This is a genomic window from Amycolatopsis sp. NBC_00355, assembly GCF_036104975.1.
Lineage (GTDB): Bacteria > Actinomycetota > Actinomycetes > Mycobacteriales > Pseudonocardiaceae > Amycolatopsis.
The window spans coordinates 2623319-2648058 of the sequence record NZ_CP107982.1; the positions used below are offsets into that span (position 1 = coordinate 2623319).

The following is a 24740-nucleotide window of genomic DNA, read 5'->3' on the forward strand; positions in this document are numbered from 1 at the left end:
GCGAGTCGGGCCCGGGCCCCGGCCTGTCACATCCCGCGGGCCTGCCTCGTCCCCCGGCGGACACCCCACCGGAAAGGGAGGCCATGTCCGCCGCCTATCTCATCGTCACGCTCGTCGCCGCGGTCCTCACCGGCAGCGCCGCCGTGTTCTACCTGATCGGCCACGACTACCCGAAAGCCCAGGCGGACATGAAGGGCGTCCCGCGGTCGTGGCTGCCGTGGCTCGGCGCGGCCCTGGCGGCCGGGGCGGCGGGCCTGCTGGCCGGGCTCGCCGTGCCGCTGCTGGGCCTCCTCGCCGCCGGCGGGCTGGTGCTGTACTTCGTCGGCGCGCTCATCGCCCACCTGCGCGTGGGCTCCCGTCAGCTCGTCGGCGGAGTGGTGTTCCTGGCCCTCGCGGTGGCGGACCTCGTGCTGAACCTGGGCTACCACGGGTAGTCAGCCGCGGTACTCCAGCCAGTCGAGGTTGATCGAGCCGGTGTCACCGGGCGCGTAGGACAACGTCACGACCGGGTCCCGGCCGGTGACGGGCAGGCCGGCGAACGTCACCGTGCCCCAGTCGTCCCAGCTGCCGGACACGACCGGGAAACTCACCTGCCGCACGGCTTTCCCGTCCACCGACAGCGTCATCGTGCGCGCGTCGCCGTTGGCGTTCGCGTACCGCACGGTGACCGCGCCGGTCGCGGCGGCGGCCGACGTCCGGTGCAGCGTGAACGACGACGCGGCGCCCTGGGCCCACAGCCCGTCGAGGAACGCGCGGCCGGCGTACCCGGTGTGGTTGACGTTCGTCTTGACCCCGCCGGTGTTGTGCGCGTCCTCGGCTTCGAGGTGACCCGGGGCGGGACAACCGGAAACGGTCCCGGCCGTGTCGGCGCAGCGGTCGGCGGCGTCCGCCACGTGGTCGCCGTCCCGGTCGCCGGCGGTCGCGCCCGTGAGGGTGATCTCGACCCGGTGCGCGCCGCTCGACGTCGCCGGGACGGCGTTGCCGGCGACGGGCCGGCCGTCGAGCGTGAACGAGCCGATCCGGGTGCCTGCCCCGTGCAGCGCGATCGTCAGGTCCGCGTCGCGGTAGCGCAGGTTCCGGAGGGTGACGTCACCCCAGCCCGCCGGCAGGTCCGGGGTGAACGTCAGGCCGCTGTCGGCGAAGGTCAGGCCGAACAGTCCGGTGTGGACCATGTCGAGGAACGCGGTGGCCGACCAGGTCTGGTCGGGCTCGGACCCCCAGTGGAACTTCACCGTGTCGCCGAGGCGCTGCCAGCCGCCGTCGACGACCCCGGTGTCCCCGTTGTAGATCTCCCAGAACCCGCTGTTGCCCGTGGCCAGTTTCGCCAGCCGCGCTGTTTCCGCGGCGAATCCGCGTTGATCTCCCTGCGCCGCAAGCGCTTTCGCCCACAGTCCCTGGACCAGGGGCCAGACGATCGCGTTGTGCCGGCCGGGCTGGGCGGCGGAGTAACGGTCCCAGTGCGGGTAGGTGTCGGGCATGCCCCAGGCCATCTCGCGGGCGTGGGCGAGGATCGAGCGGGCCTGGGCCGGATCGGCGACGCCGAAGAGGATCGCGAACGCCAGCCCGGTGCCCTCCTGGTAGGCGCCTCTCGTGCCGTCGGCGAGCAGCTGGTAGTCGTAGAGGCCGGTCGCGCCGTTCCAGAAGTGGTTGTTGATGGACGCCTTCAGCGCGGCGGCCTTGGCCCGGTAGCCGGCGGCCTCCGACGGACTTCCGAGCTCCCCGGCCATGTTCGCGGCGTTGACGTAGGCGGCGTAGTAGACCTCGTTGGTGCTCAGGTACATCCCGCTCGCGACGCCCGGCCACGGCGAGCTGCCGGTGCTGACCGACTCGGTCGCGTCGGCGGGCGGCGCGGGATAACCGGCGATGCCGTCGTTGAAGAACGACGGGCCGGTGAACAGCCCGTACGTGGCGTTGAACCCGGCGCTGGTGGCGTGTTCCCGGATGGCCAGCGTGTCGCCGGCGGTGCGGTAGGCGTCGCCGAGGAACCGCCGGTCCCCCGTGACCAGGTAGTGGTGCCAGGCGGCGGTCACCCAGACGACCTGGTCCCACTGCTGGTCGTCCTGCTGCACGCGCAGCGCGCCGCCCGCGTCCTTGTCGACGACCGCCCAGAGGGTGTTCTCCGCCAGCGCCGGGGCCAGCAGGCTCGTCGCGTTCCAGCTGTTCACCGACGCGTCCCGGGTCCACGGCTGGTCGTACCCGCCACCCGCGCGGACGAGGCCGACGGCCGGGTCCAGCAGGCCGCTCTTGTCGTACTTGGCGTCGTAGCCGATCGTGTTGGTGCGCAGCAGGTTGTCCAGCGCGGCTGTGTACGCGTTGCCGAACAGGGCCTGGCTGTCCGGGTTCGCGAACTCGAGCGTGGGCGTGGTGACCGGATCCGCGGTCGCCGGCGCGATACCGGCGACGCCGCCGCACGCGGTCACCAGCGTGAGGAGTGCGAGAGCGGTCTTGCGTGCGTGGCTCATGCCGTGCACCTTCCCCGGCCCCGGGCCGCGCCGGACCGAAAGCCCATTGCACCACGGAATCCCGGCCGGGGAGAGGGCCGGCGAAGATCCTGTCCGCTTCTGTCCGGCGCGCTAACCCATCAGCAGTACGAGCTTTCCGCGTACGCGGCCGGACTCGCCGGCCCGGTGCGCCTCGGCGATCCCGGCCAGCGGAAAGGTTTCGCCGACCCGGACGACGAACCGCCCGGACTCGACCAGCCGCCCGATCTCCGCCAGCGAGTAGTACGCGCGTCCGGCGTCGCCTCGGCTGAACCGCACCCCGTGCTGTTGCGCGCCGGCGAGGTCCGCGACCGTGACGACGTGCTCCGGGCCGCCCGCGAGCTCGACGAGCTCGGGCAGGACGCCGTTGCCGGCGACGTCGAGCGCGAGGTCCACGCCGTCGGCCGCCAGCGCGCGCACGCGTTCCGGCATGCCTTCGCCGTACGTGACGGGTTCCGCCCCGAGCGACCGCAGGAAGTCGTGCGTGGCCGCGCTTCCGGTGCCGATCACGCGGGCGCCGCGGGCCACGGCGAGCTGGACCGCGGCGGTGCCGACGCTGCCCGAGGCGCCGTTGACCAGCAGCGTGGCGCCGGCCTCGACGCCGAGCTGGTCGAGCGCCCGCGCCGACGTCTCCCCCGCGACCGGCAACGCGGCCGCCGACGCGAAGTCCAGCGACGGCGGGATCGGCGCGTACCAGGACAGCACGGTCCGGCCGGCCTGCGCCGCACCGCCCTCGGACAGCCCGAACACCCGGTCCCCGACGGCCACCCCGGTGACGCCCTCGCCGAGTTCGTCGACGATCCCGGCCGCCTCGTAGCCCAGCGTCTGCGGCAGCTCCCGGTCCATCAGGCCCTGCCGCTTGAGCCAGTCGCCGGTGTTGACGCCGGCCGCGCGCACCGCGATCCGGATCTGCCCGGCGGCCGGGCGCGGGTCGGGCAGGTCGACGATTTCGAGCACGTCCGGCGGGCCGAACCGGCTGAACCGCGCGGCTTTCACGCGTCCTCCTTCTCCGGCGCGGTCGCGCCGTGCCGGCCGAGGAAGCGCCGCTGTTCGGCGACGGCTTCCCGGTCCTCCGGGCTGTCGCCGCCGAACCCGGCGTGCGGCATGGCTTCGAACACGTGCAGCTCGGCCGCCACCCCGGCGTCGCGCAGCCGGCGGTGCATCCGGACGGTGTTCGAGAGGAACAGGTCGCGGGTGCCGCTCCGGAGGAAGGTGGGCGGGAAGCCGGTCAGGTCGCCCAGCACCGGCGAGAGGTACGGCTCCCGCAGGTCGGCCCCGGCGGCGTAGAGCGCGTTCGGCACCCGCAGGCTGCGCAGGACGTTGTCCACGCCGGCCAGGGTCCGGAAGGTGTCACCCGACTCGGTGAGGTCGACCTGCGGGGTGTTGAGCACCAGGGCGGCGGGCATCGGCAGCCCGGCGTCCTTGGCGCGCAACAGAAGGGCGGCGGCGATGTTCCCGCCGGCGGAGTCGCCGCCGACGAACACCCGCGACGGATCGTGGTCCCGCAGCAGGTGCCGGTACACGGCGAGCGCGTCGTCGAGCCCGGCCGGGTACGGGTGCCGCGGCGGCAGCCGGTAGTCCACGCCCCACACGAGCAGCCCCGTGCCCGACGCGGTCCGCGCCGTCGTCAGCCGGCACGCGTCCCCGCCGCCGACCACGAGGCCGCCGGGGTGCATCCAGAGGAAGACGGGCTCGTCCGCCGCTTTCCCGACGCCGTCGGGCCTCGCGGCGTACACGGTGACGCCGTCGACGTCGAGGTCCTCGACGGTGACCGGCAGCTCGGCGACCGGGAAGCGCCGGGCCGTGGACCGGTTCGCCTCCTCGGCCAGCGCGAGCCAGCCGGCGGTGTCGTCCAGGGCCGGGTAGGTCAGTTCGCCCTGGTCGAGGGCGAGCCAGTCCTGTGCCTGCTCGCTGACGGTGGCCGGAGCGGGGAAGGTGTCGGTGCGCATACCACTACATTAACTGACTAAATTTAGTCAGGCAAGTTCGGCGCGTCGCCGAGCACGGCCCAGGCGCAGCGCGGAGACGAGGAAGAAGATCCCGCCGAGCGTCGCGTACCCGGCCAGGTTCGTCAGCGAGGCTCCGTCCTTTGTGGACTGCAGGACGAACGACGCCCCGGCCAGCACGGAAATGCCACCACTGAGGATCATCGGCCACTGACCACCCAGAGCACGGCGGCGGACCCCAACCACGAGCTGGACGGCGCCGGCCACGACGGCCCAGCTCCCCCACACCCGCAGGACGCCGGCGATCCCGCCCGAGCCGACCACGGCCAGGCCGACGGCGGCGAGCAGGCTGATCGCGATGTTCACGTACAGCACCGAAACCGACTGGGCCGCCTTCGAAGCGCGGACGTCGACGACGGCGGCGACCACGTCGAACACCGGGTACAGCACCAGCAGCGCGACACCGGCCGGCCCGAGGTCCGACCCGGTCGCGAACACCAGTGCGGCCCAGACGACGGCGAAGCCGAACCGGACGAAGTACAGCCGCCGCAACGACGAGGCGACGTCGGCGGCGGGAACGGTGGTGGTCATGTTTTCCCCTTCGGACACTGCGAGGTAGATAGAACGATCGGTCTTGCTGCCGACGACTATGGCAGCGGACGGCCGAGCCGTCAAGACCGACCGTTCTATCTGCTACCGTGGAGGTCACGAACCAGGAGGTGGATCTCAGGTGTCCGAAGCACGAGCGCGGCTGCTCAGCACCGCGACCCGGCTGTTCTACACGGAGGGGCTCCACTCCGTCGGCGTCGACCGGATCATCGCCGAAGCGTCGGTCACCCGCGCCACGCTCTACCGGCACTTCGCGAGCAAGGACGACCTGCTCGTCGCCTACCTGAGTGCCGCCGACCAGGCGATCCGCGCCCAGGCCGAGGCCGCCCGGGCCGGTGGCGGCGCCGCGGCCGACGTCGTCCGGGCGGTCGCCCGGTCGATCGCCGACGGCATCCGCTCCCCCGGGTTCCGCGGCTGCGCGTTCCTCAACGCCGCGGCGGAGTACCCCGATCCCGCCCACCCGGTCCACCAGGCCGTCCTCGCCCACCGGCAGTGGTTCCTGGACACCGTCACCGAACTGCTGGCGCAGACCGGGGAGACGCCGCCGGAGCCGGCCGCCCGGCACTTCGTCATGCTCCGCGACGGCGCGATGGCCGCGGGCTGCCTCACCGACCCGGCGCCGATCTGCGAGACGTTCCTGCTCGGTGTCGAAGGGATCCTGAGCTACCGGAACGCTTCCGTCGCGCCCTGAGCCCGGTTTCAAGATCACCCGCTCGGCGAACAACCCCACCGGCGGGCGGGCGTCCACCGGGTATGACCACGAACCCGCGCCGCGCCTTTTCCCGAGCCGTCACCCTGCTGGCGGTGGCCGGCACCGCGGCGGCGGTCCTGGCCGCCCCGGCCACGGCGGCCGAAGTCGACCAGGTGGTGACGCGGGTGAGCGCGGCGGACCGGGCCGCGGCGCTGGCCCACTGGACACCGGAGCGGATGCGCCAGTGGGTCGGCGAGGACTGGCTGCCCCCGGCCGAAAAGCTCGGCCGGCTGTGGGACGGCCCGGTGCCGGCGGGGGTCGGGCGGTTGTTCTTCACCGCCGAACCCGGCGTCGACGAGTCCTGCACCGCGACCGTGGTCCCGAGCTCCAGCAAGGACGTCGCGCTCACGGCCGGGCACTGCGTCAACGGCGGCCTGGACCGCTTCGACAACCCGATCAAGATCGTCAACGTCGTGTTCGTCCCCGGCTACGACCGCGGGAAGGCGCCGTACGGCGTGTTCCCGGTCCGGGCCTTCGCCTGGTCCGCCACCTATTCGGGCCCGATGAGCGGCACGGACGACGACGCCGTGCTCGCCCTGGATCCGGTCGGCGGCCGGCACGCCGCCGACGTCGCGGGCACCCAGGACGTCTCGTTCGCGCAGCCACCGTCCCCTGTGGACACCACGATCCTCGGCTACCCGGTCTCGCGGCTGGCCGGCGGCGAGGCGCTGCTGTCCTGCGCGCGGCCGGCCACCCTCGAGGTCAACTCGGTGCTGTCGGACTGGAAGACGGACTGCGACCTGTCCGGCGGTTCCAGCGGCGGCCCGTGGCTGCGGAACTTCGACCCCGCCACCGGCAGGGGCACCGTCTTCGGCGTCACCAGCCGGGGAACGATGACCGAGGACGGCGTCACCCAGGACCTCACGAGCGCCGCGTTCACCGATCCGGTGCGGGCGTTGTACGAGCGCGCCGGGCAGCTCTGACCCGGATTCACCCGCACGGGTGCACCCCTCACCCGGTCCACCGCGGTGATCGCCGCGGTGGGCCGGTGCGTGTTCTGATGACCGCAATCCGACCATGGGAGAGAGGTGCTCGTTGACCGTCACCGCGCCGGAACCACCGCCGGGCTGGGTCCCGGTCGAGCACCGGCTCCTCGGGCTCGACCGCCGGACCTTCACCCCGGCCCTGATCGCGCTCGCCATCGCCCTGGTGCTCGCGTACGGGCTGCCGGCGCTCAACGCCGCGATCCCCTGGCACAACGAGATCCGCGCCGGTGAGCTGCTCGACCTCGGCGACGGCGCGACCGCCGTCCCGCCGGTGGGCTGGCAGCTGCAGAACGGCACGCTGACCGGCACCGCCGTCGCGAACCCGGCGACCCTGCAGGTCGTCCTGGCCACGGGCGGCGCGACGATCGAACTGCGCGGCGCGCCCTACGACGGCACCGCGGCGGCCTTCCTCGACCAGGTGCGGCTTTCGGAAGGCGACGACGCCCCCGCGATCGACAGCGCGCGGGGCACGGTGACGACCACCGCCGGGCTCACCGGCGTCGCGCAGAGCACGACGTCGCCGAGCGGTGACGGGCTCGACGTCGCCTTCAAGGTGGCCGGCCGCGGCCAGGCGGCGGACACCGCGCCCGCGCTGCTGTTCCGGGTGCGCACCGCGCCGGGCCAGTTCGAGCGGTACCGCGACGAGATCGGCGGCGTCCTGCGCAGCATCACCCCGGGAGCGGGCCGGTGACCACGACGTCCGAGACCAAGACGACCCAGCTCGCCGCCATCGAGCAGTCCGGCTGGGGCCTGCCGTTCCGCTTCTTCCAGCCGCACAACCTGGCGTTCTGGGTGTACCTCGTCGGCGTCGGCGGCGGCGCGCTCGGGATGTTCCGCTTCTTCGGCGGCGACGGCGGCTTCTACACCCCGGCCCTGACCGGCGGGATCCTGCTGTTCGGGCTCTACCTCGTGCCCTGGCTGGTGCTGCTGCGCCACCAGAACCGCTACACGGCGCAGCCGGGCCGGCTGCTGACCACGGCGTTCGCCTGGGGCGGGATCGCCGCGACGTTCTGGATCGCGCTCCCGGCCAACACGGCCCTGCTGGAGCTGTGGACGAAGCTCGGCGGCACGGCCTTCGCCGCCGACTGGGCCGCCGGGCTCACCGCCCCGATCGACGAGGAGTTCGCGAAGGCCCTCGGCCTCGTCCTGCTGATCGGGCTCGCGCCCCGGCTCGTCCGCAGCGTCTACGACGGGGCCATCATCGGCGCCTTCATCGGCCTGGGCTTCCAGGTCTTCGAGGACCTCCTCTACGTCTACAACGGCGCCGCCCAGAGTTTCGGCACCGACCAGATCGGCGCGTCGCTGCAGGTGTTCCTCGTCCGCGGCGCGTCCGGCATCGTGTCGCACGCGCTGTTCAGCGCCATCTTCTGCGCCGGGCTGATGTGGGTCCTGGGCCGGGTGCCGGGTGAGCGCGACGTCGTCCGCGGCGTGCTGACCATGCTGGTGGCGATGGTGTTCCACTTCGCGTGGGACGACATGAACGGCCTGGGCGGCAACGGTCCCCTGGTCGCCGTGCTGCCGTTCGTGATCGCGGCCGTCGAGCTCACGTTCCTGTTCTCCGTCCTGCGCCACGCCGCCCGCCGCGAGCGGACGTGGACCCGCGAACTGCTGGGCCCGGAAGCCGAGGCGGGCGTGCTCGACCCGGCCCTGCTCGACGCGGTCAGCGGGCTCCGGAAGCAGCGCAAGGCCTACCGCAAGCACGTCCACGGCCGCCGCGCGGCGAGACACCGGATGGCGGCCGCGAGCGACCTCGCCCGGGAGATCGCCCACGCGGGCGGCCGGGAGACCGACCGGGTCGCCCACGCCCGAGCAGAAGTCCTGCGCCTCCAGCACCCGGCCCCCTGAGTCCCGGGGCGTCCCGCGACATCAAGTCCGTGAAGGCCTCCTTGAGGGACTCTGAGTCCCTCAAGGAGGCTCGGAGTCATGAGGTCATCGCAACACCACCTCGATGAAGGGTGGGGTTGCAGATGGCGCGAGTGCATCGCTGGCTGCCGAGGTCGGTGCAGCTGGAGTTCTGGGACCAGGTCCGGGCCGGGACAGCGGCGAAGCCGGCCGCGCAAGCGGCCGGCTTCGCCCCGACCACCGGAGTGCGGCTGTTCCGTCAAGCTGGCGGGGTGATCAGCAATGCACCCCGCCAGCCCGGCCCGCTCCGGTTGAGTATCGCTGAACGGGACGAGATCGCCTGCCTGAAAGCTGCAGGCCACGGCCCCCGCGCCATCGGCCGGGCGATCGGACGCCCGGCCTCGACGGTGTCACGGGAGCTGGCCCGCAACACTGGCCTGACCGGCGCGTATCGGGCCAGCTCGGCCCAGCACCGCGCCGACGACCGCGCGAAACGACCGAAGGTCGCGAAACTGCGGGCCGACCCGGTGCTGCGGAAGATCGTGCAGGCGGGGCTGGACCGCAAGTGGTCACCCCAGCAGATCTCCGAGAGACTGGTGCTGGATTTTCCTGACCGGCCGGAGATGCGGGTGTCACACGAAACGATCTACCAGTCGCTGTATGTGCAGGGCCGGGGTGCGCTACGCCGGGAACTGACCACCGCGCTGCGGACCGGGCGGGCGTTGCGAATGCCACGACGTCAAGCCCAGGCCCGCCGGGAACGACCCTCGGGCCGGATCCAGGACATGGTCAACATCAGTGAACGGCCGGCTGAGGTCGCTGACCGGGCCGTTCCGGGGCATTGGGAAGGGGACCTGATCCTGGGCAAGGACAACAAGTCGGCGATCGGGACGCTGGTGGAACGCCAGACCCGGTTCGTGATGTTGCTGCACCTACCCGACGGACGGGACGCCGCCACCGTCGCGGCGGCGATGACGGAGATGATCGCGGCGTTGCCGCCGTTGCTGCTGGGCTCGCTGACCTGGGATCAGGGCAAGGAAATGGCCCATCACCAGAAGATCACCCTGGACACCGGGTTGCAGATCTACTTCTGTGACCCGCATTCGCCGTGGCAGCGGGGCAGCAACGAGAACACCAACGGCCTGTTGCGTCAGTACTTCCCGAAAGGCACCGACCTGTCCCAGCACAACGCGGCGGAGTTGGTGCGGGTGGCCGAAGAGCTGAACGGACGGCCGCGGGAGACCCTCGGCTGGCGAACACCAGCCGAGGTCCTCACGGCGTTACTGTTGGATCAGCAGACACCAGGTGTTGCAACCACCGCGTGAATCCGCCAGGCCTTCACGGACTTGGGGGCCGGGGTCCGGGGGCGAGGCGCTCGACCAGGGCGTCGACCAGGGCGTCGCGCTCTTCCGGGGCCAGCAGGTCCGGCAGGGTCAGGCGCTCGATGATCAGCCAGTTCAAGGCCAGCCACAGCAGCTTGACCGTCGTCGCGTCGCCCGGCAGGCCCGTCTTCAGGTGGTTTTCCACGTTGAAGTCGAGGTCCGCGCGGATCCGCTTCGTCAGCACCTCCCGCAGCTCCGGCCGGCGGGCCGCTTCCAGACGCAGCTCCAGCAGCGCCAGGAACCCCGTCGGGAACGCCGCCACGCGCTCGACCAGGTCGTGCATCAGCTCGGCGAGGCGGGCGCGGTCGCGCGGGCCGTCGAACGGGGCGGCCAGCGTCGCCGCGTCCGGGACCAGGCGTTCGTAGACGCGCTCACCCGCGCCGGTGAGGATCTCCTCGCGGCCGGCGAAGTAGTTGGAGGCGGTGCCGGTGGGCACCGCGGCCCGCTGGTCCACCGCGCGGAACGTCAGTCCGCGCGCGCCGTCCGCCGCCAGGACTTCGATCGCCGCGTCGAGCAGGGCCGCCCGTCGTTCCGGATTGCGTCGCGCCATCGCTTGAGACCACTCCGTCTGTAGTGTTATCGTGAAACCACTACAGGCAAAGTACTACAACTCGAGTTATTCCGGGGGTCGCGTGCGCAAGCTCGTCTACTACATCGCCGTCTCGATCGACGGGTTCATCGCCGGGCCGGGTGGCGAGTTCGACTTCTACCCGGAGGCGCCGGACATGGTCGAGTACCTCCGGGCGGAGTTCCCGGAGACGATGCCGAGCCACATCCGGCCGCACATCGGCCTCGACGGCGCGCCGAACAAGCGGTTCGACACCGTGCTGATGGGCCGCGGCGCCTACCGGCCCGGGCTCGACGCCGGCGTCACCAGCCCCTACACCCACCTGCGGCAATACGTGGCGTCGACGACGCTCGGGGAGATCGCCGATCCCGCGGTCGAGCTGATCACCGACCCCGTGGCCACCGTCCGCCGGCTCAAGGAGGAGCCCGGCGCGGACATCTGGCTCTGCGGCGGCGCCCGGCTCGCGGGCGAGCTGCTGCCGGAGCTCGACGAGCTGGTGTTCAAGCGCTACCCGGTCGTCGCGGGCCACGGCCTCCCGGCGTTCAGCGGCCCGTTCCGGCCGCGGCCGTTCACCCCGGCCGAGACCCGGACGTTCAGCCACGGCGGCACGGTCACCACCTACCACCCGGCCTGACACCACGCTCATGTCGTGAGGGGCACCCTCAGGGACTCCAGGTCCCTGAGGGTGCCCCTCACGACACAACTGCCGGCTCTCACAACCCGGTCACAACCGGGGTGCGGTACGCCAATACCCGGCGGCGCGCTGCTCCCGCGTGCCCGGACTCGAGGGGTGGCTCGCATGGGATCAGCGGTGCTCGCGGCGGTCGTGCTCCTGCTCGGCTCGGCACCCGCGCCCGTGGCGGTGGCGGCGGCGGCCGCACCGGCCCAAGGGTGCTCCTCCGCCTCCGTGTCGGTCACCGATCGGACGCTCTACGAGGGCACCCCGGCCCCCGGCGACTCCGCCTACACCACCTTCACCTTCACCGTCTCGGTCACCGGCTGCGCGCCGACCGGGACCGTCTCCTACAAGACCGAGGACGGCTCCCCCGGCGCGACCGGCGCGGCCGACTACGTCCCGGTGCACGGGCAGCTGAGCTGGAACGGCGAAGCGAGCCCACGGACCGTCTCGGTCGACGTGCTCAAGGACGCCGTCCCGGAGCCCAACGAACCCTTCCTGCTGCGCCTGTACGACCCGGTCGGGCTGAACCTCGCCGACGACCTGGCCGCGGGCGGGGTCCTCGACGACGACGGGGCCGACGGGCCGCCCGTGGTGGTCTCGACCGACGGCGGGAAGATCTGCTGGAAGGTCTGCGCGGTCGGCGTGCACCTCGGCACCCCCGCGAAGGCGCCGGTGACCGTGCACTACCGGACCCTGCCGGTCGGTGCCGGCGAACCGGCCTACGTGCCGGTCAAGGACGCGCTCCTCACCATCCCGGCCGGGGCGAGCGGCGGCGACGCCGTGGTCAAACTCCTGACACCCCAAGGGGAAGCCAAGTTCGTGCTCGAACTGTTCTCGCCCTCGGCGGGCACGCTCGGCAACGCGCGGACGGAGGTGACGATCAAGCCCGGCGGTTAGCCACCTCGCGGGCCTCGGCCGTCGCGTTGGCCTGGGTGTACAACGCGGCGGCCGTGGCCCACTGCCGGGCCGCGTCGGCCGGGCGGCCGAGCCGGGCCTCCAGCTCGCCGAGGTCGCGGTGCAGGTGCGCCTGTTCGTAGCCGTCGGGCACCGTGGCCCGCAGCGCCAGCCCGCGTTCCAGGTGCTCCCGCGCGGCGGCCAGGTCGCCCGCGCCGAGCCGGGCGCGGGCGAGGTGTTCGAGCGCCGACGCCTCCCCGTGCCGGTCGCCGACGTCGCGGCTGAGGTCCAGCGCCTGCCCGAAGTGCGCCAGCGCGACGGCGTGGTCGCCCTGCCCGAGGTGGGCCCGGCCGGCGTCGAGCAGCGACTCCCATTCGAGCCAGCGGTCGCCGATCGCCCGGCTGACCGCGATGGCCTCGCCGAGGTGCGCGAGCGCGGTCCGGTGGTCGCCGCGCTGCAGGTGCGCCTCGCCCAGCGTGTCGAGGGTGGCGGCCTCCAGACGGGCGTTGCCGAGCTCGCGGAACGTGGCCAGCGCTTCGGTCAGCGGGTCGAGGCTCTCCTGCGCGCGGCCCATCCGGACGTAGGTGTGGCCGAGGTTGCGCTGCGACAGCGCGTGGCCGAGGTCGTTGCCCGCCTCCGCGTTGCGCGCCACCGCCAGCCGGTGCGACGCGATGGCCTCCTCGAAGCGGCGCAGTTCGGCGTAGGCGTTGGCGGTGTTGTTGTGGATGTGCCCCTCGCCTTGGACGTCCCCGGCGGCCTGGGCCGTCCGCAACGCGGCCGCGTTGGTGTCGAGCGCCTCCTGCAGCCGCCGGGTCATGAAGTACGCGACGCCCAGCGCCCGCAGCATCTCGGCTTCGGCCAGCGGGTCGCCGAGTTCGGTCGCGGCGGCCGCACCCTGGCGGCACAGCTCGACGCGGGTGTGCCAGTGACCGGCGGTGTCGTAGAAGCTGGTCAGCAGGTAGGTGAGCTGCCAGGCGGCTTCCGGGCGGCCGTGTTCGCGGGCGAACCGCACCACGGGCAGCAGGTTGTCGCGCTCGACGGTGAGGAAGGCCAGCGCGGCGTGCCGGTCGGCCCCGACGTCGACCGCGGGCGCGGCGTAGCGCGGCACCGGCGTCACGAGGTCGCGGTTCGGGTCGAGCGCCCGGTTCGCGGCGGCCGCGGCCAGCAGGTACCAGTCGACGAGCCGGTCGCCGGTCGCCGCGCGGGCGGCCGCGGGTTCGCCGGCCCGCGCGCACTGCCGGGCGAACTCGCGGATCAGGTCGTGGAAGCGGAACCGGTCCTCCCCCGCGGCCGTGACGAGGTGCGCGGCCGCGAGCCCGGCGGCCGCCCGTTCCCCGGCATCGGACGTCATCCCGCACAGCGCCGCGCCGAGCGCGGTGGTGAACGTGGCCCCCGGGCTCAGCGCGACCCGGCGGAACAACCGGGCCTGCGCGTCGCCGAGCGGGAGGTAGGCGGTGGCGAGCACGGCCCGGACCGTGCGTGAATCCCCTTCCACCGCAAGGGTGTCGAGGCGCCCGGCGCCGGCCAGCTCGGCGGCGAGCTCGGCCAGCGGCCGCTTCGGCGCGCCCACCAGCCGGGCGGCGGCGATGCGCAACGCCAGCGGCATCCCGCCGCACAGCCGCGCCACCCGGGCGGCCGGCCCCGGCTCGCGCTGCACCCGTTCCGCGCCGAGCACGCGGTTCAGCAAGGCGAGCGACTCCGCGTGCGCGAAGGCGTCCAGGGCGACCGGGTGCACGGCGTGGCGGGTGCTCAGCGCGGCGAGGGTCTGCCGGCTGGTGACGACGAGCAGGGCCGGGCCGGTGCCGGGGATCAGCGGGAGGACGTCGTCGAGCCCGCGGGCGTTGTCCACCACGACCAGGCACCGGCGCCCGTGCAGCAGCGAGCGGTACAGCGCGGCGCGCTCGGCCGGGTCGCCGGGGATGTTCTCCTCCGGCACGTCCAGGCCGCGCAACAGGTGCGCGAGCGCCCGGGCCCCCGGCATCGCCTCGGCCGGGTCCTGGCCGCGCAGGTCGAGGAACAGCTGCCCGGCCGGGAACGCCGGCGCGATCCGGTGCGCCCAGTGCAGCGCCAGCGCCGTCTTCCCCATGCCCGCGGCGCCCGAGATCACGACGACCGGCCGTTCGCTCTGCTCGAGTGCCGCGTCCAGCGACGCGAGCTCGTCGTCGCGTCCGGTGAAGTGGCCGACGCCCGCGGGAAGCTGGGACGGTCCGGCTTCGGCGGGCCGCGGGGCCAGCTCGTGGTCCCGGCGGAGGATGGCGGTGTGCAGGGTGAGCAGCTCGGGACCGGGGTCGACGCCGAACTCGTCGGCGAGCCGCCGCCGCAGCCGCTGGAAGGTGTCGAGCGCGTCGGTGTGCCGGCCGCAGCGGTACAGCGCCAGCATGTGCAAGCCGGTCAGCCGCTCCCGCGTCGGGAACGCGGCAAGCAGGCGCGGCAGCTCGCGGACGGCTTCCTCGTGGTTGCCGAGGCGCAGTTCGGCGTCCCAGAGGTCCTCCACCGCCGAGAGCCGCAGCTCGTGCAGGCGGTCCACCTCGCGCAGGCCCCAGCCGGACAGCGCCGCGTCGGCGAAGGCGTCCCCGCGCCAGAGCGTCACCGCGGCGCGCAGGGTCGTGGCCGCCCGCTCGACGGCGCCCGACGCGAGGTCCGCCGCGGCCGCGCGCACCTGCTGCTCGAACCGGTGCGCGTCGACCGTCACCGGCGGGACGGTCAGCAGGTAGCCCGGCTCGCGGGTGACCAGCACGGCCGGGAAGCCGCAGACGTCCAAGGCCCGGCGCAGGCGCGCGACGTGGCTGTGCAGGGTCTTGACGGCCGTGCGCGGTGGGTCCTCGCCCCACAGCACGTCGACGAGCCGCGGGATCGGCAGCACCGTGCCCGCGTGCAGCGCCAGCACCCCGAGCACGACCCGCTGCCGCGTTCCGTGCAGCGTCGCGAGCCCGGCCGGGCCCACGGCTTCGACCGGGCCCAGCACGCGCAGTTCCCCGGGTTGGGACACCCCCCAGCTCCTTCCCGCGCGCCACAACGGCTCAGCGAGCGTAACCACGCGGATGCGGTGCGAAAACAGCCAACCAGCTGATCTGCGGGAGAGCGACAACCCGTTCACAACCACACGGGGCGACGCTCGGGGCAGTCCCGCCCCCGACTCCCGTGGAGGAAACCCGGATGACCACCACTCTGCGCCACCGGCGCCGCAGACCCTTCGTGGCCGCGCTCGCGGTCGCCGTCGCGGCCACGTTCCTGCCCGTGTTCACCGCGGCGGCCACCCCGGCCGCCGCACCCGCGGCCCAGTCGCCGTGCGGGCCGCTCGACGTCACGTTCGTCATCGACGACACCGGCAGCATGGGCCCGGCCCTGACCACCATCAAGAACGAGCTGGGCAACATCGCCACCGCGGTGCAGACCAACTCCGGCAACGACTACAAGCTGGGCCTGGTGACGTTCAAGGACAACGTCACCGTGCACAGCGACCTCACCGCGCTCAACCTGGGCACGGTCACCCCGCAGATCAACGCCCTCACCGCGACCGGCGGCGGCAACGAGCCCGAGGCCTCCGACGAGGCGGTCAACACGGCGGTCAACAACCTGCCCGCCACCGGCCGGCCGCAGGTCGGCAACTTCTCCGGCGTCTGGCGCACCAACGCGACGAAGATGGTCATCCTGGTGACCGACGCGCGCCCCGGCGGCTTCGACGACGCGTTCGCCGCGGCCGACCAGGCGAACGCCCACCTCCGGGCGGTGCAGGCGGCGACCAAGGCCATCAAGATCTCGTCGGTCTACGTCCAGACGAGCACGGCCTACCCGGTCATCCCGACGATCATGCAGGACTACGCCACCACGACCGGCGGCACCTACGCGGCGACGCCCGCCAGCGGCGCCGGCGCGGGGACCGCGATCCTCGACGCGCTGAAGAACTGCCGCAAGACGGACGTCTTCATCAAGGACGCGCCCGCCGACAGCGGGGTCGCCCCGCACGCGCTGAACCCGATCTGGACGAGCCCGGACATCAAGGTGTGCGCGTCGCTGCCGCCGTGCGCCCCGATCAACCCGGTCGTCGGCGCGACGAACTACGTCGTGGTGACGCTCAACAATCCGGGCCCGTACGGCGCGGGCGCGTCGACCGGCCACGTGGAGGTCTCCTACACCGCGCAGGGCGGCGCGGCGTTGTGGCCGACGGACTGGGTGCCGGTCGGCTCCTCGGCGACGGTCACCGTGGCACCCGGGAGCGTGCAGGTCCCGGTCGTCTGGGCCGGCGTCCCCGGTCCCGGCCACTTCTGCCTGCTGGCGCGGTGGATCTCGGCGACCGACCCGATGAACTACCCCGAGCTGCCCGGCTCGAACACGCTCACCAACACGCGGAACAACAACAACATCGCGTGGCACAACGTGGACACGATCAAGCTCAAGCCCGGCGTGGGCACCACCCACCCGTTCACCCTCGGCAACCCGATCGCCGACCGGCTGACCACGGACCTGGTCTTCACCCAGCCCGGCAAGCCGTTCGCGGGCGGCCCCGGCAAGGTGGTCGTCGACCTCGGCAAGGTGCTCGCCGAGCGCTGGCGCCAGAGCGGCCAGAAGGGCGTCGGCGTCCGGCCGGTCGGCGAGACGGAGGTCGAGATCGTGGACCCGCAGCAGGCGACGCTGCAGGGCCTGGTGATCGAACCGAAGGAACGCCTCGAAACCGCGGTGACGTTCACCGCGACCGACGCGGCGGCCGGTGGTGAGTTCGTGTTCCGGATGTCGCAGTCCGACGGCAAGGACGACCTCGGCGGCGTCGAGTTCCAGCTCTCCACCGAGTAGCACGACCACGGTTCCGAAGGCCACCTCGGGCGCGTCCCGAGGTGGCCTTCGGCACGCCGGGCCGCCGGGTCCGGCTCACCCGCCGGCGCGGGATCCCTTACCGGACACCGGGTACCGGCGGGTCACCACCGCACGGGCAGCTCGTGCAGGCTGCCCACGATCAGGCCCTCGGTCGGTCGCAGCCGCTCTGGCGGGACGGCCAGCTCCAGCGTCGGGAGCGTTCGCAGGAGCACTTCGAGCACCGTCTGCAGTTCGGTGCGCGCCAGCGCCTGCCCGATGCAGGAGTGCGGCCCGGCGCCGAAGGCGAGGTGCCCGTTGGGGGCGCGGGTCACGTCCAGCTCGTCGGCCCGCTCGATGGCCTCGGGGTCCCGGTTCGCCGCGCCGACCTGGCAGATCACCGTCGTGCCCGCGGCGATCGTCCCGGCGGACAGGGTGACGTCGGCGCTGACGTAGCGGGGCACGCCGAACCCGGCGATGGTGTCGAAGCGCAGGAGTTCCTCGACGGCGGTGCGGACCAGGTCCGGTTCGGCCAGCAGGCGTTCCCAGCGGCTGCGGTCGGCCAGCAGGATCGCCACCATCTTGCCGATCATGCTCGACGTGGTCTCGTGCCCGGCGATCAGCAGCCCCTGGGCGGTCATCAGCAGTTCGCCCTCCGACAGCCGGCCGTCATCGGCGTCGCGGACCGCCACCAGCTCGCTGATCAGGTCGTCGCCGGGGTGGGCGCGGCGGTCGGCGATGTGATCCCCGAGGTACGCCACGAAACCGGCCTGGGCGGCGTCGATCTCGCTCTGCTGGTAGCGGTTGAGGTTCAGCAGGGTGTCCGACCAGTAGGCGAACCGGTCCCGGTCGGCGTCGGGGACGGCGAGCAGGTGGCAGATCACCCACACCGGCAACGGAAAACCGACCGCGGCGCCGAGATCCGCCGGCGCGCCCTTCCGCACCATGTCGCCGACGAACCGCTCGGTCATCTCGGCGATCCTGGGCCGCAGGTCGGCCATGCGCTTGGCGGTGAAGTACCGCCCGACGATGCGCCGCCACCGCAGGTGCGCCTCCCCGGTCGCCACCGTGTTCTCCCCGCCGAACGGGCCACCCGACTCGTCCGCGGTCAGGCGCGCGGCGTCGTCGGCGTCCATCTGACGGCTGAACCGGGGATCGGCCAGCACCTGTTTGACGTCTTCGTGGCGGGTGAGCAGCACGGCCTCGTCACCCGATTCCAGCCGCACCCGCGCCACCGGGCACTCCCGCCGCAGCCGGGCCCATTCGGCCGGTGGTTCGAACGCGCCGGGATAGCGGAACGGGTACTCGAAGACGTCGGGCTCCACGGGCCTTACCTCCAGTGCCGGAAGACGCGGTCACCTCCAGTGAACCCACGGCGGGGCGAGTTGGTCAACACGTCACCGGAGCGGCCGGCCCGGCCGGCCGCGGTGCACCGCCGGGGCCGCTGCCCCGCCTCGCCCGGCGGCGGTGGCGGGGCAACGGCACCCGAGGTCAGCAGGTCTTGCGCACGTAGCCGCTTTCGCCGGCGGGAACCACGTCCACGTCACGCTGGACGATGCTGATCTTGCCCTGATACGAGCCGCACGCCTTGCTCAGGCCCGAATTGGTGTATTCGACGTCGACGACCCGGTTCCCGAACGGGCCCGTGTACGCGTCGCACTCGGTGTAGTGGCCGCATTCCTCCACCACCGCGAAGTCCAGGCCGTTCGCGCTGCGGTTGCCGGCCAGGTCCGACGTGTTCTTCTGGGCGATCGCCAGCCCCTTCGTGTGGGCGTGGCTCGACAGCAGCTTGATGTAGTCCTGGGCCTGGGTCGCGCCGAACAGGTTCTCCGACCGTTCGTAGCTGTCGTAGTTGTCCGGCTCGACGGCCTGGAAACCCTTGCCCGCGCAGCTGTCGATGATTCCGTTGATCTTCGCCGCGACGCGGGTGCGCTTGTCCGCGGTGCGGAGGTCGAGCAGGGTCTCGCCCCAGTCCTCGTCCACGACCTTGGTGCCGTTGGCGTCCCGCAGCAGCAGGTCGCTGCTCCACTGGCCGTCGAGGCCCGGATTGACCTGGAAGGCGTTGATGTAACAGATGTTGTACTGCCCGCTCGCCGCCGAGTCCGAGTTGTCCCGGCTCACGATCTTGACCCCGGACGGCGGGGTGTACGCCCCGCCGATCTGGTAGTCCCACGCCGCGGCGAGCGGCGGCAGCGTCACCGCGGCCGACGACGTTCCCGCCGTCGCCACCAATCCGGACGCTGTCAAAGCGGCGGCCGTGACAGCCGTCGCCAACCACGATTTACGACCGTGCGAGAGTTTCACATCGGGCTCCACGTAATCAGGCACACCGATTCCGCGGCAAACCGGCGTGCGGGAAAGAGTCCGGCCGGCGAAGGCCACGCGATCGACGCGGGAAGGCCATCCGGCCGGACTGTGACCCGCGTAACATAAACGGCCGGTTAAGGAACGTCAAACAACCGCGCACGCGCGATGTTCGTTTCCGGAGCGCGCGCCGGAAACCGCGAACGCCGATCGTTCGACCGTTTACCGCGATTCTTTCCCCGGCTCAGCCGAGCGATCGGCTGACCGTTTTTCCCGGGAAGACGTCGACCACGGTCACCCGCACTCCGGCCGCCCGGATCGCGGCGACGGCGTCCTCGTCGGCGGTGGAGTCCGTGATGAGCTCGTGGATCTCGCCGACGTCCGCGATCCGCGCCAGCGTGCGCCGGCCCAGCTTGCTGCCGTCGGCCACGACGACCACCCGCTGCGCCCGGCAGAGCATCGCCCGGTTGGTCCGCGCCTCGTTCTCGTCGTGGGTGGTGAGCCCGCCCGCCACGTCGATCCCGTCGACGCCGATGAACGCCGTGCCGATGTTGATGGACGCCAGCACCTGCTCCGCCCACGGCCCGACCAGCTCGTAGGACCGCGGCCGGGAGACGCCGCCGACCACCACCAGCTTCACCCGTGGGCGCAACACGAGGTCCATGGCCGTGTTCAACGCGTTGGTGACGACGGTCAGGTCCGCGCGCTGGGGCAGTTCCTTCGCCAGCGCCGCCGTGGTCGAGCCGCCGGTCAGGCCGATCACGTGCGGCTCCGGCGGCAACCGGCGCACGGCCTCGCGCGCGATCGCGCGTTTCCCGTCCCGCGACTGGGCTTCCCGGTACCGGACGGGCAGTTCGTAGTCCACTTCCTGGGCCAGGGCGCCACCGTGGGTCCGGGTGAGCAGCCGCTGTTCCTCCAGCGCGGTGAGGTCCCGGCGCAGCGTCGCCTCGGACACCCCGAACCGGCGGGACAGGTCGCCGACGTGCAGCGAACCCGATTCGCTGAGCTCGTGCAGGATCTGCGCCATGCGCTCGGGACGGGCGAGGCGGCCGCGACGGCGCTTCTCCGCGACGGGAGCGGCGGCGGTGGGAATGCTCATGTTCCCACGGTACTGGCGTTTCGAACGAATTCGCACATCGGATGTGCGCGTTCCCGGCAGCACGATGTCCACACAGGACAACCACGTTCCGCGATGATTCGGCCGTTCGGCGCACTACGTTTCGGTCTCCGGTGTCACACACGACCGCGCAAACGAACATTCGCGATGCTCGTTTGCGCACCAGGTCTTGCTCGGCGATCGCGCGGACGCGTAGTAAAGGACCACTCGCCGACCGGCGGGATACCCGGACCACCCGCCGCGGAACGACGCCCCGGCCGGTGAAAGCGCTCTCTGCGCGGCCCGTCCGGTACGCGTACCCACCCGTCCCGGCGACTCGAGCCGCCGGAACCCGTCCGGAGAGCGAAAAGGTGACCTGCGTGGCAGTGGACGAGAAGCAGTGGGGCGACAGCCGCACGGCCGCCGAGATCCGGCAGCAGCCCGGCGCCTGGCGCCGGGTGGCGCGGACCGTGGCGCACGCCCGTTCCGGCGTCGACCGGCTTCTCGGCGAGGCCTTGGCGGACCCGCGGACCAGGATCGTCCTGACCGGCGCGGGCACGTCGGCGTTCGTCGGTGAGGTCGTGGCACCCGACCTCACCCGGCACCTCGGCCGGCAGGTCGAGGCGATCGCGACGACCGACATCGTCGCCGGCCCCCGCTCGGTGGTCGCCGGCGATCGGCCCGTGCTCCTGGTCTCGTTCGCCCGCAGCGGCAACAGCCCCGAATCGGCCGCGGCGGCCGGCCTCGTGGACCGGCTGGCGCCGGCCGCGCACCACCTCGTCATCACCTGCGACGCGTCGGGCGAGCTCGCGCGCCGGTGGTCGGGCGCCGCGAACGCCGTCGTGCTGGCCCTTCCCCCGGAACTGAACGACCGCGGGTTCGCCATGACCTCGTCGTTCACCGGCATGGTCCTGGCCGCCTTGCTCTGCCTGGGCCTCGAGGTCGACGTCGAAGCCGCGGCCTGCGCGGCGGAGGCCGTGCTGGACACCGCGGGGAGCCGGGCGGCGGCGGTCGCCGCGGCCGAGCCGGCCCGCCTGGTCTACCTGGGTTCCGGCGCACTGAAGGGCTTGGCGCTGGAGGCCGCCCTCAAGTGCCTCGAGCTGACCGCCGGCACGGTCGTCGCCGTGAGCGATTCGCCGCTGGGGTTCCGCCACGGCCCCAAAGCCGTCCTGGACGAGGCGACCACCGCCGTCGTCTTCCACTCGGCGGACCCCTACACCCGCGGTTACGACGAGGACATCACCCGCGAGCTCGTGCGGTCCCTCGGCCCGGACCGGGTGCTCGCCGTCGGCGGCGCGGGTGAGGCTCCGGGCGGCGCCCGCAGCTGGCCGCTGCCCGGCACGGCCGGCTGGCCGGACGCCGTGCGCGCGCTCGTCGCCGTCATCCCCGCGCAGGCGATCGCCCTCGCGTGTTCGGTCGCCCGGGGCCTCGCACCCGACAACCCCTTCCCCGGCGGCGAAGTCAACCGCGTCGTGCGGGGCGTCGTCATCCACGCGTTCGCCCGACCTTCGGAGGTCTGACCATGTTTCTCGGAGTGGACGGCGGCGGCACCAAGACCGCGTTCTGCGTCGTCGACACGCACGGCGAGGTGGTCGCCGAGGCGCGCACGGCCAGCATCTACTACCTCATGCAGGGCATCGACATCGTCGAACCGTTGCTGCGCCAGGGAATCGACGAAGTCTGCGACACGGCGGGGGTTTCCGCCGACCAGCTGACCCACGCCTTCTTCGGCATCCCCTGCTACGGCGAGATCAGCGCCGACGTCCCCGTGCTCGACGCGCTGCCCGGGCGGATCCTGGGCCCGGTCGGCTACGCGTGCGGCAACGACATGATCTGCGGCTGGGCGGCGTCACTCGGCGGGGCCGACGGCATCAACGTCGTGGCCGGGACCGGGTCGATCGCCTACGGCGAGAACCGGGGACGCAGCTGGCGCGGCGGCGGCTGGAGCGAGCTGTTCGGCGACGAGGGCTCGGGCTACTGGGTGGCGGTCAAGGGACTGGCGGCGTTCAGCCGGATGAGCGACGGGCGCCGGCCCGCCGGTGTCCTCGCCGACGAGCTGCGCGCCGAGCTCGGCCTGGCCACCGACCTCGACGCCATCGACGTCGTCGTCAACCGGTGGCACGGGGACCGCGGGAAGATCGCCGGTCTGAGCAAGGTCGTCACGCGCGCCGCGGACGCGGGCGACCCGGCCGCCCTCGAGATCCTGCGCGAGGCCGGCCGGGAACTCGCGCTGCACGTGGGTGTCGGCGCCGACGCCCTCGGGTTCGAGGCGGGCGAGACCGTGCCCGTCTCCTACTCCGGCGGCATGTTCGGCGCCCCGCACGTGCTGGCCGCGTTCCGCGAGGCGCTCGCGGACGGCCCGCACGCCTACGACCTGCGCGAGCCGCTGCTGCCCCCGCACGTCGGCGCGGCCGTCTACGCCGCCCGGCTTTCCGGCCACACCTTCACCCCGCCGCTGACCTCGAGAGGCTGACCATGACGACCCCGACCCATCGTCGCGCCGCCTGGATCCCCTACGCCGGCCTGCTGGTCCTGTTCTGGGGCGTCTGGGGCGCGTTCTCCAGCCTCCCTACGTCGCTCTACAAGTACCCGGACCCGATGGTCTACGTCATCTGGTCGGTCACGATGCTGATCCCCGCCTACTTCTCGCTGCGCGGGCGGAAGATCGACCGCCGCCCGATCGCCGCGGTGTACGGGCTGCTGATCGGGCTCACCGGCGCCGGCGGGCAGCTAGTGCTGTTCAAGGCGCTCACCATCGGCCCGGCCTACATCATCTTCCCGATCGTCGCGTTGTCGCCGGCGATCACGGTCCTGATGGCGTTCGGCGCGCTGCGCGAGCGGCTCAGCGCCTTGAGCTGGATCGGCGTCGGGCTCGCGCTGGTGTCCATCGTCCTGTTCTCGGTCTCCTCCGGGGACGCCGGCGAAGCCACCGGTCCGTACCTGCTGCTGGCGATCCTGGTGTGCGTCGCGTGGGGCGTGCAGGCGTACTTCATGCGCAAGGCCGCGGTCGTCGGGGTCAACGACGCGACGACGTTCGGCTGGATGACGGTCAGCGGCCTGCTGCTGATCCCGGTCGCCCTGATCATGATGGGCGGCCTGCCGCTGTCGTTCCCCTGGCAGGCGCCCGCGCTGACCGCGATCACCCAGCTGCTCAACGCGGTCGGCGCGCTCTTCCTCGTGATGGCCATGAGCCGCGGGAAGGCCTCGATCGTCGCGCCGGTGACGAACGCGCTGGCGCCGGTGCTGACCATCGTGCTGTCGCTGATCGTCTTCCAGACCCTGCCGACGGCCTTCCAGCTCGGCGGGATCGTCCTGGCACTCGTCGGCTCGTCGCTCATGGTCTACAGCTCGGAGAAGACCGGCGAAGAGCCCGTCGTCACCGCCGATCCGCGGGGATCGGTGTCATGACGTGTGCAGCCCGCGGATGGCCGGGTCCAGGAGGCGGTCACCTTTGGTCCGCGCCGCCGCTGTCCACCAGCCGCAGGCCGCTCAGCACCGTGGCCGCTCCGGGTGGACACACCCTCCGGTTCACTCGTTAGAGGGATCCGCGGATCGGCGCCCATCCGCCGGCGCCGCAGGTGCGAACACAGGTCACGGCCCGGGAGAAACGGGCCGGGAGCTTCCGCCGGACGACCCCATCCGATCCGGCGGCAGCTCCGAACGACCTGTAACCAGGCAGTCCACAATGGACTGTCCCCGCATGCACTGGAGTGATTCTTCGTGACCAAGCTTCGTCTCGCCGGTATCGGTATCACCGCGGCCGCCGCGCTCGCCCTGACCGCGTGCAGCGGCAGCGACACCGCGTCCTCGGGCAGCTCCAGCGCCCCGGCCCCGGCCCCGTCCTCCTCGATGGCCGCGCCGTCCTCCAGCGCCGACTCGGGCGCCTCGAACGGCATGACCACCAACGCCGACGTCTTCGGCCCCGCCTGCAGCCAGCTGCCGCAGGGATCCGCGCCGGGCTCGCTCGACTCGATGGGCCCGCAGCCCGTCGCCTCCGCCGCCTCGACCAACCCGCTGCTCACCAAGCTCGTCGCCGCGGTCAAGGCCACCAACCTGGTCGACACCCTCAACAGCGCCCCGGCCATCACCGTGTTCGCCCCGGCCGACCCCGCCTTCGCCGCCCTGGGTGACGCCAAGTTCAACGAACTCGCCGGCAAGCCCGCCGAACTGTCGCCGATCCTGCAGTACCACGTCGTCGGCAAGCGTTACGACGCCAAGGGCCTCGCCTCCGCCGGCACCCTCGACTCCCTCAACACCGCCGGTGGCCCGCTGAAGATCGAAGGCACCGGGGACAACATGACCGTCAACGGCGCGAAGATCCTCTGCGGCAACATCCCCACCAAGAACGCCACCGTCTTCGTCATCGACAAGGTGCTGACCCCCGGCACCAACAAGTAGCACTTTCTCCCGGGCCG

General features: G+C 72.5%; 22 protein-coding genes. 13 read left to right on the forward strand and 9 right to left on the reverse strand.

Translation table 11 applies throughout. The features are described 5' to 3' along the window. The first annotated feature begins 83 nt into the window (after nucleotides 1-83). Complete coding sequence (locus tag OHS18_RS10750; RefSeq protein WP_328616865.1) at nucleotides 84-434, forward strand: DoxX family protein; 351 nt, start codon at nucleotides 84-86, stop codon at nucleotides 432-434. Here OHS18_RS10750 and OHS18_RS10755 read toward each other — a convergent pair whose 3' ends face one another. From OHS18_RS10755 to OHS18_RS10770, 4 genes are all read right to left on the reverse strand, one after another. After that, nucleotides 435-2462, reverse strand: a complete 2028-nt coding sequence (locus OHS18_RS10755) for an MGH1-like glycoside hydrolase domain-containing protein (RefSeq protein WP_328616866.1) — start codon at nucleotides 2460-2462, stop codon at nucleotides 435-437. A 111-nt stretch (nucleotides 2463-2573) separates the two neighbouring features. Further along, the gene (locus OHS18_RS10760) at nucleotides 2574-3476 is read right to left on the reverse strand and encodes an NADP-dependent oxidoreductase (RefSeq protein ID WP_328616867.1); all 903 of its coding nucleotides are present in this window, start codon (nucleotides 3474-3476) and stop codon (nucleotides 2574-2576) included. After that, entirely contained in the window at nucleotides 3473-4429 is a 957-nt protein-coding gene (locus OHS18_RS10765; RefSeq protein ID WP_328616868.1) for an alpha/beta hydrolase, read from the reverse strand. The genes OHS18_RS10760 and OHS18_RS10765 overlap by 4 nt, the downstream gene beginning before the upstream one ends. Nucleotides 4430-4456: 27 nt before the next feature. Then, nucleotides 4457-5017 (reverse strand): hypothetical protein, encoded by a 561-nt coding sequence (locus tag OHS18_RS10770; protein ID WP_328616869.1) that lies wholly within the window; start codon nucleotides 5015-5017, stop codon nucleotides 4457-4459. A 139-nt stretch (nucleotides 5018-5156) separates the two neighbouring features. On the opposite strand from OHS18_RS10770, the gene OHS18_RS10775 reads away from it, so the two are divergent. From OHS18_RS10775 to OHS18_RS10795, 5 genes are all read left to right on the forward strand, one after another. Continuing rightward, entirely contained in the window at nucleotides 5157-5726 is a 570-nt protein-coding gene (locus tag OHS18_RS10775; protein WP_328453438.1) for a TetR/AcrR family transcriptional regulator, read from the forward strand. A 62-nt stretch (nucleotides 5727-5788) separates the two neighbouring features. Further along, nucleotides 5789-6709 (forward strand): trypsin-like serine peptidase, encoded by a 921-nt coding sequence (locus tag OHS18_RS10780; protein ID WP_328616870.1) that lies wholly within the window; start codon nucleotides 5789-5791, stop codon nucleotides 6707-6709. A 112-nt stretch (nucleotides 6710-6821) separates the two neighbouring features. Next, nucleotides 6822-7463 (forward strand): hypothetical protein, encoded by a 642-nt coding sequence (locus OHS18_RS10785; RefSeq protein WP_328453434.1) that lies wholly within the window; start codon nucleotides 6822-6824, stop codon nucleotides 7461-7463. Next, nucleotides 7460-8617 (forward strand): PrsW family intramembrane metalloprotease, encoded by a 1158-nt coding sequence (locus tag OHS18_RS10790; protein WP_328616871.1) that lies wholly within the window; start codon nucleotides 7460-7462, stop codon nucleotides 8615-8617. The genes OHS18_RS10785 and OHS18_RS10790 overlap by 4 nt, the downstream gene beginning before the upstream one ends. 122 nt (nucleotides 8618-8739) lie before the next feature. After that, a complete protein-coding gene (locus OHS18_RS10795) occupies nucleotides 8740-9939 on the forward strand; it encodes an IS30 family transposase (RefSeq protein WP_328616326.1) in 1200 nt (399 codons plus the stop codon). 13 nt (nucleotides 9940-9952) lie between these two features. Here OHS18_RS10795 and OHS18_RS10800 read toward each other — a convergent pair whose 3' ends face one another. Beyond that, entirely contained in the window at nucleotides 9953-10546 is a 594-nt protein-coding gene (locus tag OHS18_RS10800; protein ID WP_328616872.1) for a TetR/AcrR family transcriptional regulator, read from the reverse strand. Nucleotides 10547-10628: 82 nt separating this feature from the next. On the opposite strand from OHS18_RS10800, the gene OHS18_RS10805 reads away from it, so the two are divergent. Together OHS18_RS10805 and OHS18_RS10810 are read left to right on the forward strand one after the other, a co-directional pair. Then, nucleotides 10629-11198: a dihydrofolate reductase family protein gene (locus OHS18_RS10805; RefSeq protein ID WP_328616873.1), complete on the forward strand. Its 570-nt coding sequence runs from the start codon at nucleotides 10629-10631 to the stop codon at nucleotides 11196-11198. A gap of 165 nt (nucleotides 11199-11363) precedes the next feature. Beyond that, a complete protein-coding gene (locus OHS18_RS10810) occupies nucleotides 11364-12140 on the forward strand; it encodes a Calx-beta domain-containing protein (protein WP_328616874.1) in 777 nt (258 codons plus the stop codon). Here the strand turns inward: OHS18_RS10810 and OHS18_RS10815 are convergent. After that, nucleotides 12124-15126, reverse strand: a complete 3003-nt coding sequence (locus OHS18_RS10815; RefSeq protein ID WP_328616875.1) for an AfsR/SARP family transcriptional regulator — start codon at nucleotides 15124-15126, stop codon at nucleotides 12124-12126. The two genes, OHS18_RS10810 and OHS18_RS10815, sit on opposite strands and share 17 nt — an antisense overlap. Before the next feature lie 167 nt (nucleotides 15127-15293). Between OHS18_RS10815 and OHS18_RS10820 the strand changes: the two genes are divergently transcribed. Next, the gene (locus tag OHS18_RS10820) at nucleotides 15294-16928 is read left to right on the forward strand and encodes a vWA domain-containing protein (RefSeq protein WP_328616876.1); all 1635 of its coding nucleotides are present in this window, start codon (nucleotides 15294-15296) and stop codon (nucleotides 16926-16928) included. A gap of 122 nt (nucleotides 16929-17050) precedes the next feature. Here OHS18_RS10820 and OHS18_RS10825 read toward each other — a convergent pair whose 3' ends face one another. The 3 genes from OHS18_RS10825 to OHS18_RS10835 all read right to left on the reverse strand — a co-directional run bounded on the left by OHS18_RS10825 (nucleotide 17051) and on the right by OHS18_RS10835 (nucleotide 20328). Further along, a complete protein-coding gene (locus OHS18_RS10825; RefSeq protein WP_328616877.1) occupies nucleotides 17051-18250 on the reverse strand; it encodes a cytochrome P450 in 1200 nt (399 codons plus the stop codon). 166 nt (nucleotides 18251-18416) lie between these two features. Continuing rightward, a complete protein-coding gene (locus OHS18_RS10830) occupies nucleotides 18417-19154 on the reverse strand; it encodes an endo alpha-1,4 polygalactosaminidase (protein ID WP_328616878.1) in 738 nt (245 codons plus the stop codon). Nucleotides 19155-19473: 319 nt separating this feature from the next. Then, nucleotides 19474-20328 (reverse strand): DeoR/GlpR family DNA-binding transcription regulator, encoded by an 855-nt coding sequence (locus OHS18_RS10835; protein WP_328453420.1) that lies wholly within the window; start codon nucleotides 20326-20328, stop codon nucleotides 19474-19476. A 377-nt stretch (nucleotides 20329-20705) separates the two neighbouring features. Between OHS18_RS10835 and OHS18_RS10840 the strand changes: the two genes are divergently transcribed. The 4 genes from OHS18_RS10840 to OHS18_RS10855 all read left to right on the forward strand — a co-directional run bounded on the left by OHS18_RS10840 (nucleotide 20706) and on the right by OHS18_RS10855 (nucleotide 24723). Next, complete coding sequence (locus OHS18_RS10840) at nucleotides 20706-21845, forward strand: SIS domain-containing protein (RefSeq protein WP_328616879.1); 1140 nt, start codon at nucleotides 20706-20708, stop codon at nucleotides 21843-21845. 2 nt (nucleotides 21846-21847) lie between these two features. Continuing rightward, nucleotides 21848-22798, forward strand: coding sequence for an N-acetylglucosamine kinase (locus tag OHS18_RS10845; RefSeq protein ID WP_328616880.1), 951 nt, complete (start codon nucleotides 21848-21850; stop codon nucleotides 22796-22798). Between the two features lie 2 nt (nucleotides 22799-22800). Further along, nucleotides 22801-23733 carry a DMT family transporter gene (locus OHS18_RS10850; protein ID WP_328453414.1) on the forward strand — a complete coding sequence of 311 codons (933 nt, stop codon included), beginning with the start codon at nucleotides 22801-22803 and terminating at the stop codon, nucleotides 23731-23733. Nucleotides 23734-24045: 312 nt separating this feature from the next. Next, on the forward strand, nucleotides 24046-24723 hold the full coding sequence (locus OHS18_RS10855; RefSeq protein ID WP_328616881.1) for a fasciclin domain-containing protein: 678 nt from the start codon (nucleotides 24046-24048) through the stop codon (nucleotides 24721-24723). Nucleotides 24724-24740: the final 17 nt, after the last annotated feature.

Excerpts from the sequence above, each read along its gene's own strand:
- OHS18_RS10845 (WP_328616880.1), top strand. The coding sequence starts at position 21,848 with ATGTTTCTCGGAGTGGACGGCGGCGGCACCAAGACCGCGTTCTGCGTC.
- OHS18_RS10780 (WP_328616870.1), top strand. The coding sequence starts at position 5,789 with ATGACCACGAACCCGCGCCGCGCCTTTTCCCGAGCCGTCACCCTGCTG.
- OHS18_RS10810 (WP_328616874.1), top strand. The coding sequence starts at position 11,364 with ATGGGATCAGCGGTGCTCGCGGCGGTCGTGCTCCTGCTCGGCTCGGCA.
- OHS18_RS10800 (WP_328616872.1), bottom strand. The coding sequence starts at position 10,546 with ATGGCGCGACGCAATCCGGAACGACGGGCGGCCCTGCTCGACGCGGCG.
- OHS18_RS10770 (WP_328616869.1), bottom strand. The coding sequence starts at position 5,017 with ATGACCACCACCGTTCCCGCCGCCGACGTCGCCTCGTCGTTGCGGCGG.
- OHS18_RS10750 (WP_328616865.1), top strand. The coding sequence starts at position 84 with ATGTCCGCCGCCTATCTCATCGTCACGCTCGTCGCCGCGGTCCTCACC.
- OHS18_RS10820 (WP_328616876.1), top strand. The coding sequence starts at position 15,294 with ATGACCACCACTCTGCGCCACCGGCGCCGCAGACCCTTCGTGGCCGCG.
- OHS18_RS10765 (WP_328616868.1), bottom strand. The coding sequence starts at position 4,429 with ATGCGCACCGACACCTTCCCCGCTCCGGCCACCGTCAGCGAGCAGGCA.
- OHS18_RS10835 (WP_328453420.1), bottom strand. The coding sequence starts at position 20,328 with ATGAGCATTCCCACCGCCGCCGCTCCCGTCGCGGAGAAGCGCCGTCGC.
- OHS18_RS10795 (WP_328616326.1), top strand. The coding sequence starts at position 8,740 with ATGGCGCGAGTGCATCGCTGGCTGCCGAGGTCGGTGCAGCTGGAGTTC.
- OHS18_RS10755 (WP_328616866.1), bottom strand. The coding sequence starts at position 2,462 with ATGAGCCACGCACGCAAGACCGCTCTCGCACTCCTCACGCTGGTGACC.
- OHS18_RS10850 (WP_328453414.1), top strand. The coding sequence starts at position 22,801 with ATGACGACCCCGACCCATCGTCGCGCCGCCTGGATCCCCTACGCCGGC.